The organism is Krasilnikovia sp. M28-CT-15 (assembly GCF_047159595.1).
Taxonomy (GTDB): domain Bacteria; phylum Actinomycetota; class Actinomycetes; order Mycobacteriales; family Micromonosporaceae; genus Actinoplanes.
In genome coordinates, this window is sequence record NZ_BAAGAK010000001.1 from 6,350,272 (window position 1) to 6,371,415 (window position 21,144).

At 73.0% G+C, this 21,144-nt stretch carries 16 protein-coding genes; 7 read left to right on the forward strand and 9 right to left on the reverse strand.

The window, feature by feature from the left end; all coding sequences use genetic code 11:
- Positions 1-51: 51 nt before the first annotated feature.
- Both ACMCNO_RS29065 and ACMCNO_RS29070 read right to left on the reverse strand, forming a co-directional pair.
- Positions 52-2,028 carry an Hsp70 family protein gene (locus ACMCNO_RS29065; RefSeq protein ID WP_412752621.1) on the reverse strand — a complete coding sequence of 659 codons (1,977 nt, stop codon included), beginning with the start codon at positions 2,026-2,028 and terminating at the stop codon, positions 52-54.
- Positions 2,029-2,080: 52 nt separating this feature from the next.
- Positions 2,081-2,854, reverse strand: a complete 774-nt coding sequence (locus tag ACMCNO_RS29070; RefSeq protein WP_412752622.1) for an enoyl-CoA hydratase/isomerase family protein — start codon at positions 2,852-2,854, stop codon at positions 2,081-2,083.
- A gap of 173 nt (positions 2,855-3,027) precedes the next feature.
- Between ACMCNO_RS29070 and ACMCNO_RS29075 the strand changes: the two genes are divergently transcribed.
- The 3 genes from ACMCNO_RS29075 to ACMCNO_RS29085 all read left to right on the forward strand — a co-directional run bounded on the left by ACMCNO_RS29075 (position 3,028) and on the right by ACMCNO_RS29085 (position 4,964).
- Entirely contained in the window at positions 3,028-3,390 is a 363-nt protein-coding gene (locus ACMCNO_RS29075) for a hypothetical protein (protein WP_412752623.1), read from the forward strand.
- 78 nt (positions 3,391-3,468) lie between these two features.
- The gene (locus tag ACMCNO_RS29080; protein WP_412752624.1) at positions 3,469-4,014 is read left to right on the forward strand and encodes a PAS domain-containing protein; all 546 of its coding nucleotides are present in this window, start codon (positions 3,469-3,471) and stop codon (positions 4,012-4,014) included.
- The gene (locus ACMCNO_RS29085; RefSeq protein ID WP_412752625.1) at positions 4,011-4,964 is read left to right on the forward strand and encodes a methyl-accepting chemotaxis protein; all 954 of its coding nucleotides are present in this window, start codon (positions 4,011-4,013) and stop codon (positions 4,962-4,964) included. The genes ACMCNO_RS29080 and ACMCNO_RS29085 overlap by 4 nt, the downstream gene beginning before the upstream one ends.
- Before the next feature lie 6 nt (positions 4,965-4,970).
- Here the strand turns inward: ACMCNO_RS29085 and ACMCNO_RS29090 are convergent, their stop codons facing one another.
- The 3 genes from ACMCNO_RS29090 to ACMCNO_RS29100 are packed head-to-tail and all read right to left on the reverse strand — an operon-like array spanning position 4,971 to position 7,959.
- On the reverse strand, positions 4,971-5,909 hold the full coding sequence (locus ACMCNO_RS29090; RefSeq protein ID WP_412752626.1) for a ribokinase: 939 nt from the start codon (positions 5,907-5,909) through the stop codon (positions 4,971-4,973).
- A complete protein-coding gene (locus ACMCNO_RS29095; protein ID WP_412752627.1) occupies positions 5,906-6,784 on the reverse strand; it encodes an ABC transporter ATP-binding protein in 879 nt (292 codons plus the stop codon). Before ACMCNO_RS29095 ends, ACMCNO_RS29090 begins: the two co-directional genes overlap by 4 nt.
- Positions 6,781-7,959, reverse strand: a complete 1,179-nt coding sequence (locus ACMCNO_RS29100) for an ROK family transcriptional regulator (protein ID WP_412752628.1) — start codon at positions 7,957-7,959, stop codon at positions 6,781-6,783. Before ACMCNO_RS29100 ends, ACMCNO_RS29095 begins: the two co-directional genes overlap by 4 nt.
- A 215-nt stretch (positions 7,960-8,174) precedes the next feature.
- Here ACMCNO_RS29100 and ACMCNO_RS29105 point away from each other — a divergent pair, with 215 nt between their 5' ends.
- Complete coding sequence (locus ACMCNO_RS29105) at positions 8,175-9,629, forward strand: glycoside hydrolase family 3 N-terminal domain-containing protein (RefSeq protein ID WP_412752629.1); 1,455 nt, start codon at positions 8,175-8,177, stop codon at positions 9,627-9,629.
- A 2-nt stretch (positions 9,630-9,631) separates the two neighbouring features.
- Here the strand turns inward: ACMCNO_RS29105 and ACMCNO_RS29110 are convergent, their stop codons facing one another.
- Entirely contained in the window at positions 9,632-10,000 is a 369-nt protein-coding gene (locus ACMCNO_RS29110) for a response regulator (RefSeq protein WP_412752630.1), read from the reverse strand.
- A gap of 88 nt (positions 10,001-10,088) precedes the next feature.
- The gene (locus tag ACMCNO_RS29115; RefSeq protein WP_412752631.1) at positions 10,089-11,699 is read right to left on the reverse strand and encodes an ATP-binding protein; all 1,611 of its coding nucleotides are present in this window, start codon (positions 11,697-11,699) and stop codon (positions 10,089-10,091) included.
- 161 nt (positions 11,700-11,860) lie between these two features.
- On the opposite strand from ACMCNO_RS29115, the gene ACMCNO_RS29120 reads away from it, so the two are divergent.
- The 3 genes from ACMCNO_RS29120 to ACMCNO_RS29130 are packed head-to-tail and all read left to right on the forward strand — an operon-like array spanning position 11,861 to position 13,471.
- Positions 11,861-12,319, forward strand: coding sequence for a hypothetical protein (locus ACMCNO_RS29120; RefSeq protein ID WP_412752632.1), 459 nt, complete (start codon positions 11,861-11,863; stop codon positions 12,317-12,319).
- On the forward strand, positions 12,316-12,747 hold the full coding sequence (locus tag ACMCNO_RS29125) for a thiol-disulfide oxidoreductase DCC family protein (RefSeq protein WP_412752633.1): 432 nt from the start codon (positions 12,316-12,318) through the stop codon (positions 12,745-12,747). The genes ACMCNO_RS29120 and ACMCNO_RS29125 overlap by 4 nt, the downstream gene beginning before the upstream one ends.
- The gene (locus ACMCNO_RS29130; RefSeq protein WP_412752634.1) at positions 12,728-13,471 is read left to right on the forward strand and encodes a TetR/AcrR family transcriptional regulator; all 744 of its coding nucleotides are present in this window, start codon (positions 12,728-12,730) and stop codon (positions 13,469-13,471) included. The genes ACMCNO_RS29125 and ACMCNO_RS29130 overlap by 20 nt, the downstream gene beginning before the upstream one ends.
- Positions 13,472-13,797: 326 nt before the next feature.
- Here the strand turns inward: ACMCNO_RS29130 and ACMCNO_RS29135 are convergent, their stop codons facing one another.
- Complete coding sequence (locus tag ACMCNO_RS29135; protein ID WP_412753846.1) at positions 13,798-15,924, reverse strand: heavy metal translocating P-type ATPase; 2,127 nt, start codon at positions 15,922-15,924, stop codon at positions 13,798-13,800.
- Between the two features lie 233 nt (positions 15,925-16,157).
- Positions 16,158-21,125, reverse strand: coding sequence for an NAD-glutamate dehydrogenase (locus ACMCNO_RS29140; protein WP_412752635.1), 4,968 nt, complete (start codon positions 21,123-21,125; stop codon positions 16,158-16,160).
- Between the last annotated feature and the right edge of the window lie 19 nt (positions 21,126-21,144).

The window sequence follows — 21,144 nt, forward strand, 5'->3', positions numbered from 1 at the left end:
TGGGGTCTCCGGGTGCACGCTACCGGGCCGGGAGCGAAAGATGAATCCGACTCACCTAAGTGGTGCGGCGTTCGATGAACCGCGTTTCCAGTCCCGGAGCAGGTGGTAACCGTCGCGCAGCAGCTCGTAGGCCGCGTCGCGGACCGACTGGTCCGTCTTCATCGCGTACACCACCACCAGCGCCACCACCGGCGCCACGATCAGAATCGCGGCGCTGAGCAGGAACTGCAGGAACCGCACGAACCGGCTACGGCGACGGGGCCGCCGCCGCTCCGGCGCGGGCGCCGGCTTCCGGCGGCCCTTCGACGCGGGCCGTGCGGGAGACGACGCGGGCGGCACGGCGCCGGATGCGGGCCGGGCGGCCGGCGACACCGGATCGGCCGGCGGCAACGCGCGGGTGGGGGGCATCGCCCGGGTGGTGCCGGACCTGGACCGGGCGGCCGGTGACACCGGGCGCGACGGTGCGGCCTTCGCACTCGCCCGGCCCGACGCGGATGACAGCGGTCGCGTCGCCGGGGACGGCAGGGGGGTCGGCTCGCACGCGACCGTGGCGTCCGGATCGGGCACCCACGGCCCGGGATCCGCATGCGGCCACGGGTCCACCGCCGGCGGCGGCAGGTCGGCCCGGTGGGGCCCGGTGCGCACCGTCTCCGCGTCATCGACCCCGGGCGACGGGTGCGGCTTCGCCAACACCGTCTCCGCATCGTCGACACTCGCCGACGCCCGCGAGCCCGACAACACCGTCTCCGCGTCATCGACCCCGGACGCCGCCGCAGACGCGGACGAGACCGTCTCGGCCTGCGGGCGCGACCCCGACAACACCGTCTCCGCGTCATCGACACCGGCCGACCGGCGCGTCGCCGCGGCCTCGGCCCGGCGGGCGGCCAACAGGCGAATCTCCGCGGTCGGTCCCGGGGCGGCCGGCTCGGCCGCCAGCAGGGCGGCGTCCGCCAGGATGCTGCCCTCGGCCACCACCAGCTCCGGTTGCTCGATCACCACCGGCGCCTCGCCGAGCGCCCGGTGCAGCAGCGTCGCCACCAGCGGGATCCGGCTCGCCCCGCCCACCAGGAACACCCCGGCCAGACGGCCCTCCGGCAGATCCGCCCAGCGCAGCAGGTCGGCCGTGACCCGTACGGTCTGCTCCAGCACCGGCCGGGCCAGGGTTTCCAGCTCGTCGCGGGTGAGGTGCACCTCCAACCCGAGCAGCGGGACCACGAGATCCGCGGACTGGGTCCGCGAAAGCCGTTCCTTGGCCACCCGGACGTCGTCCCACAGCTGGCGCTGGGCCCGCCGCTCCTCGACCGTCGTGGGCTCGACCAGCCGCTGCCACGCGGCGGCGTCGCGCTCCGCGCAGTACGCGCCGAGGTGCTCCACGATCGCCGCGTCCACGTCCAGCCCGCCGATGTCGTCGCGGCCGTCGACCGCCATGACCTCGAACCCCTCGCCGGTACGGGCGACCACGCTGGCGTCGAACGTGCCCGCCCCGAAGTCGTGCACCACCACGACGCTGCCGATCGGCACGTCACGCCCCAGCACCTCGGCGAAGTAGGTGGCGGCCGCGACCGGCTCGGCGACCAGCCGGGCACCGGCCAGCCCCGCCCGGGCGGCGGCCTCGGCCAGCAGGCCACGCCGGGCGGCGCCCCAGGTCGCAGGGCAGGTGAGCGTCACGTCGGGGCGGACCGGGCCGACCGCCCGGTGCCACTCCTCGGCGACCCGGGCCAGCACGGCCGCGATCAGGTCCACCACCGGCAGCTCGTGGTCGCCGAGCAGCACCGTGCCGTCGTCGATGCGGCGCTTCGGGTTGGGCTCGAAGCGGGCCGGTTCCAGGCGCGCGCTGTGCACCGCGTCCCGGCCCACGATCAGCTGGGCGTCGGGCTCGGCGTACACGGCGGAGGGCAGCAGCGGCGAGCCGTCGACGAGGATCGGCCGGGCCCGCCCGTCCGGCCAGCGGGCCACCGCGACGGTGTTGGAGGTGCCGAAGTCGACGCCGAGCGCGTGCCGCTGGGCCCGGCCCTGGTCGGTGGACATGCGCGCCAGTCTAGGCGGTGCCCGCCGCCGGATGATCTCCCGTCATGGGTGGTCAGCGCCCGGTGAACTTCGGCTTGCGCTTCTGTACGAACGCGGTCGTGCCCTCCACCCGGTCGTCCGTGGCGAACAGGCCCGCGAACAGCTGGCTCTCCCAGGCCAGCCCGGCGGCCAGGTCCATGCTGAGGCCGCCGTCGACCGCCAGCTTCGCGGCGCGCAGCGCCAGGGCGGGACCGTTCAGGTACGGCCGGACCAGCTCGACCGCCGTCTCGTACACCTGCGCGGCGGGCGCCACCCGGTCGGCGAGACCGATCCGCAGCGCCTCGTCGGCGTCGACCATCCGGCCCGAGAAGATCAGGTCCTTGGCGCGGGCCGGGCCCACCAGCCGGGCCAGCCGCTGGGTGCCGCCGGCACCCGGGATCAGGCCGAGCTTGATCTCCGGCTGGCCGAGCTTCGCGTCGTCGGCGACCACGCGCCAGTCGCAGGCCAGCGCCAGCTCGCAGCCGCCGCCGAGGGCGTACCCGGTGATCGCGGCGACGACCGGCTTGGGGATCCGGGCGATCGCGTCGAACGCCGACGACAGCGCCGCCGCACGTACCGTCATGTCCTGGTAGCTGGTCGTGGTGAACTCCGTGATGTCCGCGCCGGCCGCGAACACCTTCTCGCCGCCGTACACGATCACCGCGCGCACGTCCGGGTCCTGCTCCGCCGCCTGCGCCGCCGCCCGCAGCTCCTCCTGGACCTGCGTGTTCAGCGCGTTCATCGGGGGACGTTCGAGCCTGATCGTGCCGATGCCGTCGGTGGTCTCGAGCCGTACGAAGTCGCCCACGCCGCCGCCTCCTCCAGTGTCGATTCAGGTCAGCCTACGACGGGTACCCGATAGGGTGGCGAGCGGTGGAGGAGGGCGGGATTGATCACCTACTACCGGGACCGGGACGTTGTCTGCACATCGACCGGCATCCGCAGGGCAGGGTGGGGCATCGAGGCCGGTCCGGTGAAGCGGTGAAGCGGAATGTGATCGCCCTGGCCGCGCTGCTGGCCACGTCCGGCATCGGGCATTTCGTGCGACCCGGGCCGTTCGACCGCATCGTGCCGCGGGCCCTACCGGGCAGCCCCCGCACCTGGACGTACCTGAGTGGCGCGGCGGAGCTGGCCGTGGCCGCGGCCCTGACCCGGCCGGAGTCCCGGCGGCGGGGCGCGCTGGCGGCGGCCGGACTGTTCGTCGCGGTGTTCCCCGCCAACGTCAAGATGGCCGTCGACTGGCGGCACGCCCCGCACCTGTACCGGGCCGCCGTCTACGCCCGGCTGCCCCTGCAGGTGCCGCTGGTCTGGTGGGCGCTGCGGGTGGCCCGCTCCGCGCGCTGAGCCCGCGACCCGGATCGGGGCGCCGAGTTCGCGAAACCGCCCTCCACCGGCGGCCGGACGGGCGAGGATCAGTGCACCATGACAGCCAACACCCAGGTACGCCCGACCGGCGTCGAGCGCACGTTCGGGCCGGACGAGCTCATCGTCACGAAGACGGACCCGCGGGGCATCATCACGTACGCCAACGAGGTGTTCCTGCGGGTCTCCGCCCTCGCCGAGCAGGATGCGGTCGGGTCTCCGCACAGCGTGATCCGCCACCCGGACATGCCGCGCGCCGTGTTCAAGCTGCTCTGGGACACCTTGGAACAGCGCCAGGAGATGTTCGCGTACATCCAGAACCTGGCCGCCGACGGTGCGCACTACTGGGTGTTCGCCCACGTCAGCCCGACCATCGACGTGACCGGGCAGGTGATCGGCTACCACTCCACCCGGCGCAGCCCCGACCCGCCCGCGGTGGCCGCGGCCGCGGAACTGTACGCGGAGCTGCGCGCCGAGGAACAACGGCATGCCGGGGCGCGCCAGGCGGTCGCGGCGTCCAGCGCCCTGCTGGACCAGAAGCTGGTCGGGCGCGGACAGACCTATGAGGAGTTCGTGTGGGAGCTCACGAACAAGGCCAACCCGTGAAGCACCGTGCCAAGGGCACGGCCGTACGGCACCGCGCGGAGTCGCCGACCACCACCCCGGCGGACGCCGGTACGGCGCTGCGGTACATCGCCGAGGTGTGCCGCCGCGCCAAGGACGGCGACCTGGAGGCCCGGCTGCCCCCGCTCGGCGACTCCGAGGCTGCCCTGGCGGCCCGCTCGGCGATCAACGGTCTGCTGGACGTCACGGACGCGTACGTCCGGGAATCGGGTGCCGCGCTGGCCGCCGCGGCCGACGGCCGCTTCCACCGCCGGTTCCTGACCCGGGGCCTGAGCGGCACGTTCCGCTCGGGCGCGGAGCTGATCAGCCGGTCGACCGACGAGATGGGCAACTCGGCGGAGCACCTCGTCGAGGCGCGGCAGTCGCGGGTGGCCCTGGCCGACGAGCTGGAGTCGGCCGTACTGACGGTCTCCGAGCAGGTGGCGACCGCCGCGACGGAGATGGGTGCGTCCGCCAAGGGGCTGGCGGACTTCGCCCGCGACGCGGTGGCCGACGCCGAGCGGGGCCTGGAGACGGTGGGTTCGCTGCGCACCTCGTCGGAACAGATCCGCCACGCGGTCGACCTGATCAATCAGGTGGCCTCGCAGACCCGGCTGCTGGCGCTGAACGCCACGATCGAGGCGGCCCGGGCCGGGGAGGCCGGTCGCGGCTTCAGCGTGGTGGCGGGCGAGGTCAAGACGCTGGCGAACGAGACCAGCAGCTCCAGCGAGGAGATCATGACCCAGGTCAGCACGGTGCAGCAGGCGGCCGCCGACGCGATCGCCGTGCTGGAGGCCGTGACGGCCAACATCCGGGAGATGAGCGGCCTGGTCGACGGCATCGCGACCGCCGTGGACGGCGGCCGGAGCGCCGGGACGACCGGGCTGTCCCAGCTGGCCGAGGTGCTGCGCAGCGAGGTCAACCGTTTCGTCACCACGGCCCGGCAGGGCTGAGGATTCTCAAGCGCCGCAGTACAGCGCGTCGATCTCGGCGCGCTCGGGCAGCGAGACCGAGGCACCGACCGTACGCACGCAGGCCGCGCCCGCCGCGGCGGCCCACCGGACCGCGTCGACAAGGTCGCGGCCCTCACCCCAGGCCACCGCGAGCGCGCCCGTGAACGCGTCGCCCGCCGCGGTCGAGTCGGCCACCGCCACCCGGTACGCGGGGATCCGCTCGTCGCGACCGTCTCGCTCGGCGTACCGGGCGCCGTCGGCACCGAGGGTGAGCACCACCCGGGGCGCCAGGGCCAGCAACGCGTCCGGGCCGGGCTCGGGCAGCCCGGTGAGCGCCCGGGCCTCGTTCTCGTTGACCACGAGCAGGTCCACGGCCGCCAGCAACGCAGGCGGCAGCGGCCGGGCCGGGGCGGCGTTGAGGACGACCCGGGTTCCGGCGGCGCGGGCCACCACAGCGGCCTCGGTGACCGTCGCCGCGGGGATCTCCTGCTGGCAGACGAGCACGTCTGCGCCGCCGATCACCGCCCGCTCCGCCGCGGTGAGGTCGGTGAACGTGCTGTTCGCGCCCGGCGCCACGATGATCGAGTTCTCGCCGCGGCGGTCCACCATGATGACCGCCACGCCGGAGGAGCCGTAGCTGACCCGGACCTGGGAGGTGTCCACGCCGGACGCGGCCAGCCGCGCCTTCAGCGTCACCCCGAACGCGTCCGAGCCGAGAGCGCCGAGGAAAGCGCACCGGCCACCCGCCCGGGCCGCCGCGATGGCCTGGTTTGCGCCCTTGCCGCCGGGGACCATGAGGAACTCGTCCCCGAGCACCGTCTCGCCCGGCAGCGGCAGCCGTTCGGCGAACCCGACCAGGTCCATGTTGGCGCTACCGACCACGACGACGCCCGGCTGCTCCGGGCCGGTGCGTCCGGTGTGCTCCTGTCGCGGGTGCTCGCTCACGCGCCGCGTGCGGTGTAGCGGTCGCCGGTGCGCTGCACCAGCAGTGGCAGGCCGAAGGTCTTGGACAGGTTCTCCGCGGTCAGGGTCTCCCCGAGCAGACCGGCCGCGACGACCGTGCCCTCGCGCAGCAGCAGCGCGTGGGTGAAGCCGGGCGGGATCTCCTCGACGTGGTGGGTGACCAGCACCATGGCGGGGGCGTCCGGGTCGAGGGCGAGGTCCGTGAGGCGGGCGACGAGGTCCTCCCGGCCGCCCAGGTCCAGCCCGGCCGACGGCTCGTCGAGCAGCATCAGCTCCGGGTCGGTCATCAGCGCCCGGGCGATCTGGGTGCGCTTGCGCTCGCCCTCGGACAGGGTGCCGAACTCGCGGTCCGCCAGCGGGCCCATGCCGAGCTGATCGAGCAGGGCGCGGGCCCTCGCCTCGTCCTGCGGGTCGTACTCCTCGCGCCAGCGGCCCACCACGGACCAGGCCGCGGTCACCACCACGTCGAGGACCCGTTCGGTGGGCGGGATCCGGTCGGCGAAGGCACCGGTGGTCAGGCCGACCCGGGTGCGCAGCTCGTTGACGTCGGTGCGGCCCAGCCGTTCGCCGAGCACCCACGCCGTGCCGCGCGACGGGTGCAGCCGGGCCGAGGCGAGGTTGAGCAGGGTGGTCTTGCCCGCGCCGTTGGGGCCGAGCACCACCCAGCGTTCGTCCAGCTCGACCTGCCAGGACAGGCCGCGGATCAGGAAGTTGCCGCCGCGGATCACGCTGGCGCGGTCGAACTTCAGGACGGTGTCGGCGTCGGGGGGCGTGGATGCGGCAGCGTCGAGCACGGCTCCATCCAACCACGCACCGGGCCCGGCCTCCGACGGCGTGCCGGGGCCTGCCGCGCTCACCCCGTGGTGGAGCCGAACACCTCGTCGCGTACGGCGTCCAGCGCGGTGCGCAGCGCCCCGGTCAGCACCGGCTCGGCGGCCACCTCGCTGAGCACGACGCGGGGCGAGACCAGGGTGATCGTGGCGACCTCGCGTTCGACCCGTTCGGCGAGGGCGGGGCCACCGGCCTGGTTGACCTCGCCGCCGAGCACGATCAGCGGCGGGTCCAGCACGGCGCAGGTGGCGGCGACGCCGAGGGCGAGACGCCGGGCCAGCTCGTCGAGGACCGGCGCGCCGGACTCGCCCGCGGCGACCGCGGCGCGCACCACATCGGCGGCACCGGCGCCCTTGAAGCCGTGCTCCTTGCCGATGGCTTTGACCGCGTCGGCCCCGGCGATCGTCTGGTACGCGCCCTTGACGCCGTGCCGGGACGCGTGGCGCGGGATCTCGGCCCCGGCCACCGGCAGGTAGCCGATCTCGCCGGCCGCGCCGGAGGCGCCGTGGTGCAGCCGCCCGTTGATGACGCTGGCCAGGCCGACGCCGCGGCCGACCCAGAACAGCACGAAGTCGTCGACCCCGACGGCTGCGCCGGTGTGCGCCTCGGCGACCGCGGCGAGGTTCACGTCGTTGCCGAAGACCACCGGCGTGCTCAGGTCCTTGCGCAGCTCGCCGAGCAGCCCGCGGTGCCAGCGGGGCAGGTCCCAGGCGAAGGAGATCTCCCCGGTCGTCGGGTCCACCAGGCCGGGAGTGCCCAGCACGACCCGGCGTACGGAACTCATGTCGGCGCCCGCCCGCGCCGCGGCCTGGACGACCGCGCTGTGCACGACCCCCACCGGGTCGTCGGTGTCCTTGGTCGACAGCTCGACCCGCCCGATGATCGCTCCGGTGATGTCGGCGCACGCGGCGACCACCCGGTCCGGGCCGACGTCGACGCCGATGACGTGCGCGCTGCCGGGAGTCACGGCGTAGAGCTGAGCGTTGGGCCCGCGGCCACCCGCCTGTTCGCCGACGCGGCGCACCAGGCCGCGCTCCTCCAGCCGCTCGACCAGCTGCGAGGCGGTGACCTTGCTGAGGCCGGTCATCGCGCCGAGCTGCGCCCTGGTCAGCGGGCCGCGGGCCAGCAGCAGTTCCAGGGCCGCGCGGTCGTTGAGCGCGCGCAACAGCCGGGGAGTGCCCGGGAGGCGGGTGGCGGCCATAGCTCGTTCGTCCCCTAGTATTTAGGATTGTTTCCTATTACAGTGGCGGCGCACATCAGGTAGCCGCAGCGTAACGGTCGGCACGCTACCCGACCCCGACACGTGGCCTATCGACACCCGACGATCATGACAGTTCACGGCCCGCGAGGACCAGGGTGCGAACGGCCGGACCTGCCGACGGCGAACGGGCCGGACCCGCAAACGGAAGGACACCCATGGCGATCGATCCCGAACTGCGCCGGCTCGCCCTGCGGACCCTGCTGGCGGCCTTCCCCGGCACCTCCGCACCGGGCTGGGCGCTGGCGCTGCTCGACGACGGGCTCGCCGGTCACACGCTGTTCGGCGGGAACATCGCCGACCGAGACCAGGTCGCCGGGCTCACCGCCGAGCTGCGCCGGGCGCGGCCGGACGTTCTCCTCGCGATCGACGAGGAGGGCGGTGACGTCACCCGGCTGGCGCACCGGACCGGCAGCCCGTACCCGGGGAACGCCGCGCTGGGCGCGGTCGACGATCTGGATCTCACCCGATCGGTGTACGCGGCCATCGGCACGGACCTCGCCGTCGCCGGGGTGAACCTGAACCTGGCCCCCACGGTCGACGTGAACACCGCGGACGACAACCCGATCATCGGCACCCGGTCGTTCGGCGCCGACCCCGCCCGAGTGGCCCGGCATGCCGCCGCGGCCGTGGCGGGCCTGCAAGGGGTCGGCGTCGCCGCCTGCGCCAAGCACTTCCCCGGCCACGGCGCCACGGTCGCCGACTCGCATCTGGAACTCCCCACAGTCGACGCGCCGCTGGCCGTGCTGCGCGAGCGGGACCTGCCGCCGTTCGCCGCGGTCGTCTCGGCCGGGGTCCAGGCGGTGATGACCGCGCACATCCGGGTGCCGGAGCTGACCGGCGACGGTCCGGCCACGTTCAGCCGCGCGGCCGTGACCGACCTGCTGCGCCACGAGTACGGCTTCCGCGGCGCGGTGGTCACGGACGCCCTGGAGATGCGCGGCGCGGCCGACGCCGCCGGTGGCATCGGCAAGGCCGCGGTGCGTGCCCTCGCCGCCGGCGCCGACCTGCTCTGCGTCGGCGCCGAGGTGGATCACGCCCTGGTCGAGGCGGTCGCCGCCGAGATCGCGGCCGGGGTACGCGACCGCCGCCTGGCGGCGGCCCGCCTGGAAGAGGCCGCCGAGCGCACCGCCGCGCTGGCCGCGTGGACCAAGTCGGTCAGCGGAGCCGCGGCGTTCGACACCGGACTCGGGTACGCCGCGGCGCGCCGCGCGGTCCGCGTCGAGGGCTCACTCACCGGCCTGGCCGGCCCGCTGGTGGTGCACCTGGAATCCGGCTACTCCATCGCCGAGGGCCGGGTGCCGTGGGGCCTGCAGCCACACCTGAACGGTACGGAGCACGTCACGGTGGTGGCCGCCGAGGCGTCGCCGCAGGCGCTGGCCGACCGGGCCGGGACCCGCCCGATCGTCGTGGTCGGACGGCACACCCACCGGGCCACGGCGGCCCGGACGCTGATCGAGCGGCTGGCCGCCCACCGCCCGGTCGCCGTGGTGGAGATGGGCTGGCCGTCGACCTGGCGCCCCACGGGTGTCCGCGCGTTCGTCACCACGTACGGCGCCAGCCACGCGAACGGCCGGGCGGCGGCGGAGGCCCTGGGCCTGGCCGTCGGGTAGCGTCAGCCCGCCGCGCCGGAGAGCACGTCGTTCACGTGGCTGATCAGGTCCGCGGGCATGAACGGCTTGTCCAGGACCGCGTCGAAACACGCCAGGTCATGGCCCTCCCGCGGGTCGATCGAGCCGCTGACGACCATGACCGGGATGTGCCGCAGTTGCGGATCGTCGCGGATCGCCCGGCACAACTGCAGGCCGTCCATGCGCGGCATGAGGAAGTCGGTGATCACGGCATGCGGATGGTGCTCCCGCACGGCGGCCAGCGCCTCGACGCCGTCCGCGGTCGCGATCACGGTGTGCCCGGCGTTGCGCAGGACCCGCTGGATCACGAATCTGATGTCGTCGTCGTCATCCGCCGTCACTAGCACTGCCATGTGATCACCATCCTCGCCCGCAGCATCGCCACAGCCGTGGGAAGGGATTCGGCCGACGGCGGGAATCCACGCTGTCGGGTGGGTGACCCTATTCGGCCGACGTCGGCGGTTTGGTGGGCAGCCGGATCACGAACGTGGCGCCCTGAGCGCGCTTCTCGGCCAGTTCGATGGTGCCGTGGTGGCGCTCGACGATCGCACGGGTGATCACCAGACCGAGCCCGGTGCCCGGAATGCTCTTGTCCACCGCGGTGGAGGCCCGGTAGAAGCGGCGGAACAGCCGCGGGCGGTCGGCCGGCGGAATGCCGATGCCGGTGTCGGCAATGGTCCAGGTGAGCTGACCGGTGGACGCGTCGGCACTGGCGGTGACCGTGACCGTGCCACCGGCCGGGGTGTACTTGACCGCGTTGGAGAGCAGGTTGTCCGCGACCTGGCGCAGCCGGTCCGGGTCGGCGTACAGCGGCAGTTGGGGTGGCGTGTGCACCGTGACGGTCAGGTCCTTGGCCTTGATCGGCTCGGCCAGGGCCTGCACCGCGCCGTCGATGATCTCGTTCAGGTCGGTGGGCATCGGACGCATGACGAGGTGTCCGGACTCGAGGCGCGCGAGATCCAGCAGATCCTCGGCCAGGACCGCCAGCCGCTCGGCGCTGCGGGCGATGGTCCGCAGGTAGCCGCGCTGGTCATCCACGGTCAGGCTGTCGAGTTCCGCCTCGGCCAGCGACGCGGTCGCGGTGATCACCGCCAGCGGGTTGCGCAGTTCATGCGTGACCAGGGTGAGGAACTCGTCCTTGGTGCGGGCCAGCTCGACGGCCAGTTCCTCGGCGCGGCGCCGGTCAAGGTACTGCCCGACCTGGGCGGCCACCCCGGACAGCATGGCGATGATCGCGTCCTGGGAGTCCTCGGCGCGGTCGTTGTAGATGCACAGCGCCCCGAGGGACTGGTCGCAGGCGCAGATCGGGACGCCGACGGCCATGTGCAGCCCCGCCCGGGCGGCGGCGCGGTGGCGCACCAGCGACGGATCCGCGGCCAGGTCCGGAATCCAGCGCGGCTGGTCCTGCAGGAACACCGACCCGGGCAGCCCCTCGCCGGGTTCCAGCTCGTCGATGGCGAACCGGCCCACGGGGATGTCGCGCCCGACGTGGCGGGCTTCGAGGCACAACAGCTGCCGGTGCTCGTCCACGAGCCACAACTCGACAACCGGCCAGCCCATCCGTACGCCGAGCGCCTCGACCACCCGGGCCGCCGCCTTGGTGCTGGAGTCGGCCTCGGCCAGGCCGCGGGCGACCGCCGACTCGACCGCGAGGAACCGGCTGGCCCGGTGCTCGGACGTCACATCGTGCGCGAAGGCGTGGAACCGGCGCCCGCCCGGCCCGTCGGTGGCGGTCAACGTCATCTCGATCGGAAACTCGTGGCCGTCGCGGTGCCGCGCGGCCAGCTGCAGCCGCTGCCCGAGGACCCGACCGGGTTCACCGGCCGTCAACCGGGCCAGCCCCGCGTGGTGCGCCGCGCGGAATCGATCCGGAATGATCAGTTCCTCGACCAGCCGGCCGCAGGCGTCGTCGAACGCGTAGCCGAACGTCGTCTCCGCGGCAGGATTCCAGCTGATCACCCGCCCGGACGCATCGATCGACACGTACGCCTCCAGGGCGGCGGCCAGGACCTCTTGCGGTGCGTGCGATACATCGCCGCAGCTGACCCCCATCAAATCCCCCCCAAAGCCGTGAAATAGGTGAGTACCCGGATCACTCTCCGGCTAATCCGGCAGTCGTGGCCCGTGACCGTCAGCACACCTCTTGAACGCGTTCAACAAGACGGTTTACGCTGTGCCCACGAAAGTTGAACACGTTCGAGAAAGGCACTGCCATGGACCACAAGGTCTGGATGTACCTCGCCTACCTGACCGTCAGCGTCGGCCTGACGGTGTGGGTGGCCACCACCCTGTCGCGCAACGGGATGGTCTTCCTGGAGGACGTGTTCGACGACAGCCGCCTGGCCCGAGCGGTCAACCATCTGCTGGTGATGGGGTTCTACCTGCTCAATCTCGGCTACGTGACAGTGGCGATGCGGTCCAGCGCGGACGTGCCCGACACCGGGCGGGCGCTGGAGGTGCTCTCCACCAAGATCGGCCTGGTCCTGCTGGTCCTCGGCGTCCTGCACTTCTGCAACGTCTTCTTCCTCGGCCGCTACCGCCGGGGCCGGATGCGCCGCCAGCAGACTCAGCCACCGCTGCCGCCCGCGGGACGCCTGCCGATCCACCCCCAGCAGCCGCCGCAGCCGCCGCACCCGCAGCACCCGCAGGCCCCGCAGGCGGGCCTGGCGTGACCGGGCTGGGCACCGCCGATCCGGCCGGACACGGGGCCGGCCGGGTCAGCGGGCTCACCGTCCTCTACGACGCCGGGTGCCCGGTCTGCCGGGCCGCACGACGGTGGCTGACGGACCGGGCCCAGCTCGTACCCCTGGAGTTCGTCCCGGCCGGATCCGCCGAGGCCCGGCGGCGCTTCCCCGGCCTGGACCACGCCGCCACCCTGCGGGATCTGACCGTGATCGCGGACACCGGGGACGTGTACATCTCCGACAGCGCCTGGCTGGCCTGCCTCTGGGCGCTGGCCGATCACCGGGCCCTCGCCGAGCGGCTCAGCTCCCCCCGGCTGCTGCCCGCGGCCCGGCGCTTCATCGCGGCGGCGGCCGCCGTCCGGGCCCGCACCCGGACTGCCGACTACGGTGACGTCTGTGACGACCGCTGCCTCTGACCCGTCCGCAGCCCCGACCGGCGCGGACCAGCCCGCGGCCCCGACCGGCGAGGGGAAACCGCGCCGGGCCCGCGGCGAGCAAACCCGCGAGCTGATCCTGCAGACCGCGCTGCGGCTGTTCCGCGAGCGGGGGTACGCGGAGACCACGATGCGGGCGATCGCCAAGGAGGCCGGGGTCGCGGTCGGCAACGCGTACTACTACTTCGATTCGAAGGAACACCTGATCCAGGGGTTCTACGACCAGAACCAGGCCGCGCATCGGGCGACCGTGGCGCCGGTCCTGGCCACCGAGCGGGACTTCGCCGCCCGGCTCCGCGCGACCCTGCACGCCGGGATCGACGTGAACGCGCCGTACCACGCGTTCGCGGCGACGTTCTTCAAGACCGCGGCCGAGCCGACGTCCCCGCTCAGCCCGTTCTCGGCGGATTCGTCGCCGGCCCGGGAGGCGGCCATCGGGATCTTCCGCGAGGTGGTGGAGGGCTCGTCGGCCAAGCTGGACCCGGAGCTGCGCAAGGAGCTGCCCGAGCTGCTCTGGCTGGGGTGGATGGGGGTCGTGCTGTTCTGGGTCTACGACTCCTCGCCGGACCAGCGCCGGACCCGGCGGCTGATCGATGGCGTCGTCCCGCTGGTGGACCGGCTCGTGACGCTGTCCAGGCTGCGCGTCCTGCGGCCCGCGCTGCGCCAGGTCACGAGCCTCATCGCCACGCTGCGTCGCGACGACTGATCACTTTCCGCAACGACGATCGGTCACGCAAAGTGATGTGCCGGATCGCCTTGCGGCGTGGAGCTGGGCGGTTTCGGGCTTTCAGCTGCGGGATATCCGCATCTGTCAGCCCAGGAGCCGCCAGCCGAACGGCCAGTTCATGTACGGAGCGCTTCCGACAAAGGGCAATCACCACCTACCGTTACATCTGGTAGGTGGATCTGGGGAACGCCGCGGGAAGATGGGATACGGGACCATCCTGGCTCCCCGCGGCACAGACAGTGAGCCGGGCGCCCGGCGGCTTCGGGAGCAGCCGTCGCCAGCGCCCGGCTCACCCCGTCTACCCGTCAGTCCGGCTGGAAGCGGCGCAGCCGCAGGCTGTTCAGCACGACGAAGATCGAGCTCAACGCCATCGCCGCCCCCGCGATCATCGGATTGAGCAGCCCGGCCGCCGCCAGCGGCAACGCCGCCACGTTGTACGCGAACGCCCAGAACAGATTGCCGTGGATCACCCCGAGGGTCCGCCGCGACAGCCGCACGGCGTCCACGGCCGCGGACAGGTCGTCGCGCATCAGGGTCAGGTCGGACGCCTCGATCGCCACGTCCGCACCGGCACCCATGGCGATCCCCAGGTCGGCACCGGCCAGCGCGGCCGCGTCGTTCACCCCGTCGCCCACCATCGCCACGGTCCGGCCGTCGCGCTGCAACCGCCGCACCGCGTCGAGCTTGCCCTCGGGCAGCACCCCGGCCACCACCTCGTCGATGCCGACCTCGGCGGCCACCGCCTGAGCCACCGCGGGCGCGTCCCCGGTGAGCAGGATCGGGGTCAGACCCAGCCCGCGCAACCGCGCGACGGCGGCCGCGCTGCTCGGGCGTACCCGATCGGCAAGGCCCAGCCGCCCGAGCACCGCACCGTCCGCGCGGACCGTGACCCAGGTCCGGGCCGTGTCCTCGGCCGGGCCGTGGCCGGTGTCGTCGTCGCGTCCGATCTGGACCTCGACGTCGCCGACCCTGGCGCGCACCCCGACCCCGGCCGAGGCCCGGAAGTCGGTGATCGCGGGCAACGGCCCGCACTCGGCGGCGGCCGCCCGGGCGATCGCCCGGCCCAGGGGATGCTCCGAAGCCGCCTCCACCGCCCCGGCCAGGCGCAGCAGTTCCGCGCGATCGTGGCCGGGGGCGGGCGCAACGTCCACGACCTCCATCCGGCCCGTGGTCACGGTGCCGGTCTTGTCCAGCACGATCGTGTCGATGCGCCGCGCGGACTCCAGCGCCTCCACGCCGCGGACCAGGATGCCCAGCTGGGCCCCCCGGCCCGTGCCGACCAGCAGCGCCGTCGGGGTGGCCAGGCCGAGGGCACACGGGCAGGCGATGATCAGTACGGCGACCGCCGCGGTGAACGCGGCGGTGGTCTCGGCCCCGGCGCCCAGCCAGAAGCCGAGCGTGGCCACCGCCAGCGTGATCACCACCGGCACGAACACCGCGGAGATGCGGTCGGCCAGCCGCTGCACCGCCGCCTTGCCGTCCTGCGCCTGCTCGACGAGGCGGGCCATCTGGGCCAGCTGGGTGTCCGCCCCGACCCGGGTGGCCCGCACGACGAGGCGGCCGCCCGCGTTCACGGTGGCCCCGGTGACCGGGTCACCCGCACGGACCTCGACGGGGACGGACTCGCCCGTGAGCATGCTCAGGTCCAGCGCGGATGCCCCGTCCACCACCACCCCGTCGGTGGCGATCTTCTCCCCCGGCCGGACCACGAACTCGTCGCCGACCGCCAGCTGCTCGGCCGGGATCTCGCGTTCGGCGCCGTCGCGCAGCACCGTGACCCGCTTGGCGCCCAGCTCCAGCAGCGCGCGCAGGGCGTCACCGGCCCGCCGCTTGGCCCGGGCCTCCAGGTAGCGCCCGGCCAGCAGGAACGTGGTGACCCCGGCCGCCGCCTCCAGGTAGATGGCGTCCTCGCCGCCGCCCGCGCGCAGCGAGAACGGGTGCGTCATGCCGGGCATCCCCGCATCGCCGAAGAACAGCGCCCACACCGACCAGCCGAACGCCGCCAGGGTGCCCAGGCTGACCAGGGTGTCCATGCTGGCGGTGCCGTGCCGCAGGTTGACGAACGCCGACCGGTGGAACGGCCACCCCCCGTACGCGACGACCGGGGCGGCCAGGGCCAGCGACAGCCACTGCCAGTACGTGAACTGCCACGCCGGGACCATGGCCAGCACGACGACCGGCGCGGTCAGCACCGCCGAGATGATCAGCCGGGTCCGCAGCGGGTCCGCCGCCCGGGCCGCGGGCTGCTGCGGGGCGGCCGGCAGCGCGGCGGTGTACCCGGTCTTCTCGACCACCGCGATGAGGTCCTCGGGCGTGATCCCGGGCGGCACGGTGGCCCGCGCCTTCTCCGTGGCGTAGTTGACCGTGGCGGTCACGCCGTCGAGCCGGTTGAGCTTCTTCTCGATCCGGTTGGCGCAGGCCGCGCAGGTCATCCCGCCGATCTCAAGCTCGATCTGCCGCGTCACGCCCCCCACTCTATACCCCTTGGGGGTACCCGCACAGGCCGCACCGGCCCGGGCCTGCTTCCCACCCAGGACCGGGCCGGGGCCACCAGGCGGGCCGCTCACGTCCGGGCTCGGACCGCCGGGCGGCACGCGCACGTCCGGAAAAGCCGACGCCCCGCCGCTGGGCAGCGGCGGGGCGTCGGGTCGTGCGGTCGGGCCGGTCAGCCGGAGGCCGCCGAGGTCCGTACCAGGGTGCGGATCTGACGCAGCAGCACGGACAGCGCCGCCAGATCCCCGGGGGTGTCGTCCACGTTGCCGATGGCGTTGCCCGCACGGGCGATCGACGCCGCGTTGACCTGGGCCCACTCCGAGATACGGTCCGCGGGCGGCAGCTCCACCTCGGTCGACTGCAACACCTCGGCGGTGAGCGCCGCCAGCGCCGCGTACAGGTCGTAGCGCAGGGCCATCCGGGCCAGGGTCTGCCAGCGGTCGTTGCGCGGCAGCTCGGAGATGCGCGACAGCAGCACGTCGATCTGGAACCGCTCGGACATCTCGAAGTAGACCGACGCCACCTCCGCCGCGGGGCGCCCCGTCTGCGACGCGGTCTCCAGCACGTCCAGCAGCCCGAAGCCGTAGGCGACCCGGGTGGTCGCCTCGGCCAGTGACTGCGGCACCCCGGCAGCCACGATCTCGTCGACGTGCTCGGCCATGGCCAGCCGCTCCGTGCCCACCAGCAGGTGGGACATCTGCGGCAACAGCTCGCTCACCCCGGGACGCAGCCGGGCGGTCTCGCCCGCCACGTCGATCGGCGAACGCCGGGTGCTGACCAGCCAGCGCACCGCCCGGTCCATCAACCGGCGGGTCTCCAGGAACACCCGGATCTGCGCGCTGGTCGGCGCCTTGTTGTCCAGCAACTCGGCCGCGCGCCACACGTCCTGCAGGCCGAAGACGTCGCGCACCACCACGTACGCCCGGATGACGTCCGCCGCGGACGCGCCGCTCTCCTCCATCGCCCGGAAGACGAACGACGTCCCGCCCCGGTTGACCACCTCGTTGACCAGGGAGGTCGTGATGATCTCGCGGCGCAGCCGGTGCCCGGCCATCCGGCCGGAACACCGCTCGCGCAGCGGGGTCGGAAAGTACCGGGTCAGCACGTCGGTGGTCCACGGCTCGTCGACGATGACGTCCGCGAGGACCTCGCGCTCCAGCGTCATCTTCACGTACGCCAGCAGCACCGCGAACTCCGGCGCGCTCAGGCCCTCGCCGGTCTCGTACCGGGCGGCCAGGGCCTTGTCCGTCGGCAGGGCCTCCAGCTCCCGGTCGAGCTGGCCGGACTGCTCCAGCTCCTTGAGCATCCGGCGGTGCACCGGCAGCAGCGAGTGGGCCTGCGAGCCGGCGTTGCCCAGCGCGGTCGCCTGCTCGTAGTTGGTGCGCAGCACCAGCGCCGCGACCTCGTCGGTCATCGCCGCCAGCAACTCGTCGCGGTCCTGCACGGACAGCTCGCCGTCGGTGACCATGCCGCCCAGCAGGATCTTGATGTTGACCTCGTGGTCCGAGCAGTCCACTCCGGCCGAGTTGTCGATGAAGTCGGTGAAGATGCGTCCGCCGCTGCGGACCTCACCGTCCTCGGACGCCCCGCCGGACCGAGCGAACTCGATCCGGCCGCGCTGGGTCAGGCCCAGGTTGCCGCCCTCGCCGACGACCTTGGCCCGCAGGTCCTTGCCGTTGAGCCGGATCGCGTCGTTGGCCTTGTCACCCACGTCGGCGTGCGACTCCGTCGACGCCTTCACGTACGTGCCGATGCCGCCGTTCCACAGCAGATCCACCGGGGCGCCCAGGATGGCCCGCATCAGCTCGACCGGGCTCACCGCGGTGACCCCGTCCGCCAGCCCCAGCGCGGCCCGCACCTGCGGGGACACCGGGATCGACTTGGCGCTGCGCGGGAACACACCCCCACCCTCGCTGATCAGCGACGTGTCGTAGTCCGCCCACGACGAACGGGGCAGATCGAACAGCCGGCGCCGTTCCGCGTACGAGGTCGCGGCGACCGGGTCCGGGTCCAGGAAGATGTGCCGGTGGTCGAACGCGGCCACCAGCCGGATGTGCTCCGACAGCAGCATCCCGTTGCCGAACACGTCGCCGGACATGTCGCCGACCCCGACCACGGTGAAGTCCTGCGACTGGCAGTCGACGCCCATGTCCCGGAAGTGCCGCTTGACCGACTCCCACGCGCCGCGCGCGGTGATGCCCATCTTCTTGTGGTCGTAGCCCGCCGAGCCACCGGAGGCGAACGCGTCGCCGAGCCAGAAGTCCTTGCTCACCGAGATCTCGTTGGCGATGTCGGAGAACGTCGCCGTCCCCTTGTCGGCCGCCACCACCAGATACGGGTCGTCCGCGTCGTGGCGCACCACGTCGCGCGGCGGGACGATCTTGCCGCTGTGGATGTTGTCCGTGACGTCCAGCAGCGCGGTGATGAACATCCGGTAACAGGCCACGGCCTCGTCCCGGTCTCCCGCCTTCTGCTTCAGCACGAAGCCGCCCTTCGCGCCCACCGGCACGATCACGGCGTTCTTCACCATCTGCGCCTTGACCAGGCCCAGGATCTCGGTGCGGAAGTCCTCGCGCCGGTCCGACCAGCGCAGCCCGCCGCGGGCCACCGCCCCGAAGCGCAGATGCACCCCCTCGAAGCGCGGCGAGTACACGAAGATCTCGTACTTCGGGCGCGGCGCGGGCAGCTCCGGGATGGCCTGCGGGTCCAGCTTGAAGGCCACGTACGACTTGGGGCGGCCGTCCGCGCGACGCTGGAAGAAGCTGGTCCGCAGCGTCGCGGAGATCAACGTCAGGTACGAGCGCAGGATCCGGTCCTGGTCGAGGCTCTCCACCCCGTCCAGCAGCTCCATGATCCGCTCGACCAGCTCACCGGCCCGCCGGTCCCGCTCCTGCTCGCCCACCTCCAGCCGCGGCGAGAACCGGGTGTCGAACAGCTCCACCAGCAGCCGGGCGATCTCCGGGTACGTGATGAACGTCGACTCGACGTAGCGCTGGGAGAAGTGCGCGCCCGCCTGCCGCTGGTACTTGGCGTACGCCCGGAGCACGACGACCTGGCGCCAGGTCAGCCCCGCCCGCAGGACCAGCTCGTTGAAGCCGTCGACCTCCACCTCGCCGCGCCACGCCGCCGCGAACGCGTTCTCCACCTGCGGGCGGACCTCGTTCAGCTCGCGGTGGCCCTCGGGCGGGCGCAGGCCGAAGTCGTACACGTAGATCGTGCCGTCGCCGCGGCGCACCTCGTACGGGCGCTCGTCGACCACCCGGACGCCCAGCGAGTGCAGCACCGGGAGCACGGCGGAGAGCATCATCGGCTCGCCGTACCGGTAGACCTTGAACCGGACGTCGTTCTCGCCGGACCCGGCGACGCCGATGTGCGGTTTGCGGTACAGGTGCATCTCCAGCTGGCCGCGCTCCTCCAGCAGCTCCAGCTTGGCGATGTCCTGCACCGCCTCGTACGGCGTGTGGTCGTCCTTGTAGCCGTCCGGGAAGGCGGGGGCGTAGCGGGCGAACAGCTCCCGGGACGGCTCCTCGCCCAGCTTGCGGTCCAGCACCAGGGAGAAGTCGTCGTCCCACATCCGGGTCGCGTCGGCGAGGATCTCGGCCAGCGCGTTCGGGTCGACCTTGCCCGGCGGGTCGGCCGGGTCGGTACGCACGATGAAGTGGATCCGGGCCAGCATCCGCTCGGTCACCCGGGTCGTGTAGTCGACCCCGATGCCGTTCAGCTCGCGCAGCAGGATCTCCTGCATGCGCAGCCGGTTGTGGGTGGTGAACCGGTCCCGGGGCAGGTAGATCAGGCAGGAGATGAACCGGCCGTACCCGTCGCGGCGCAGGAACAGCCGCAGCTGGCGGCGCCCGGCCATGCGCAGCACGCCGATGACCGCCTCGTACAGATCATCGGTCTTGATCTGGAACAGCTCGTCGCGTGGGTACGTCTCCAGAATCTGCATGAGGTCCTTGCCGGAGTGCCCGCGCGGCGACAGGCCGGAGCGGTCCAGCACCTCCATCACCTTGCGGCGCACCACCGGCAGCTCCCGCACGCTGGTGCGGTACGCCGAGGAGGAGAACAGCCCCAGGAAGCGGCGCTCGCCGACCACCTGACCGGCCGCGTCGAAGACCTTGATCCCGACATAGTCCAGGTACGCGGAGCGGTGCACGGTCGCCCGCGAGTTCGCCTTCGTGATGATCAACAGGCGCTTCTCCAGCGCCCGCTGGTACGCCTCCGGGGTCATCGAGGACAGCTTGCGCGGGGTGTTCTGGTCGCCGCGCAGGATGCCCAGCCCGCTGCCCGGCACCGCCACCAGCAGGTCCCCGTCCAGCCGGTACTCCCGGTAGCCGAGGAATGTGAAGTGGTCGTGGGCCAGCCACTTGAGCAGCTCGATCGCGTCCGTGACGTCCTTGTCCGGCACGGGCAGCTTGGTGTCCGAGCCGCGGGCGGAGGCCAGCTCGTCGGAGATCACCAGGGCGCGCTGACGCATCCGGGCCCAGTCGTCCACGGCGTCGCGCACGTCGGTCAGGATCCGGCGGACCTCGTTGTGCAGCTGAGCGCGGGCGGCCGCGTCACGGACCGGGTCCAGCTCGATCCGGATCCAGCTCTCCACCAGGTCGCCGTCGATCGCGTCGTCGGGCTCGACGTCCGCCTCCACCTGGGCCAGCGCGCCCAGCGGCTGGCGGCGCACCACGATCAACGGGTGCACCAGCAGGTGGACCTGGAGCTGATGGGCGTTGAGCAGGGCGATCACGGAGTCGACCAGGAACGGCATGTCGTCCGTGACAATCTGCAGCACCGTGTGACACTGAATGTTGTCCGGAGCGTGGATCGCGAGCTTCAGCTCTCCCGGCAGGCGGTCGGCGGCGAGGTCGCGGTGCGCGAGCGCGGCGGCGTACATCTCCTTGGGGGTGTACCCGACCAGCTCCTCGTCCGGCGCGAAGCGCCAGAAGCGGTCGACCAGGGCGGCCGTCGTATGGTCGTCACCGGCCAGGGCCACCGCCTGAGCGACGAGTCGCTCGCCGTTCGGCAGGGGCTCGTCCAGTACGGCGTCCTCGCCGGAAGAGCCCAGCCGGCCCGTCAGGGCTAAGCCGGGACCCGCTGCGAAGTCGAGTTCGGGATCGGATTCGGTCGCTGCCTCGTCGGCGACAGCCATGGTCTGGCGCTCCCCTCAC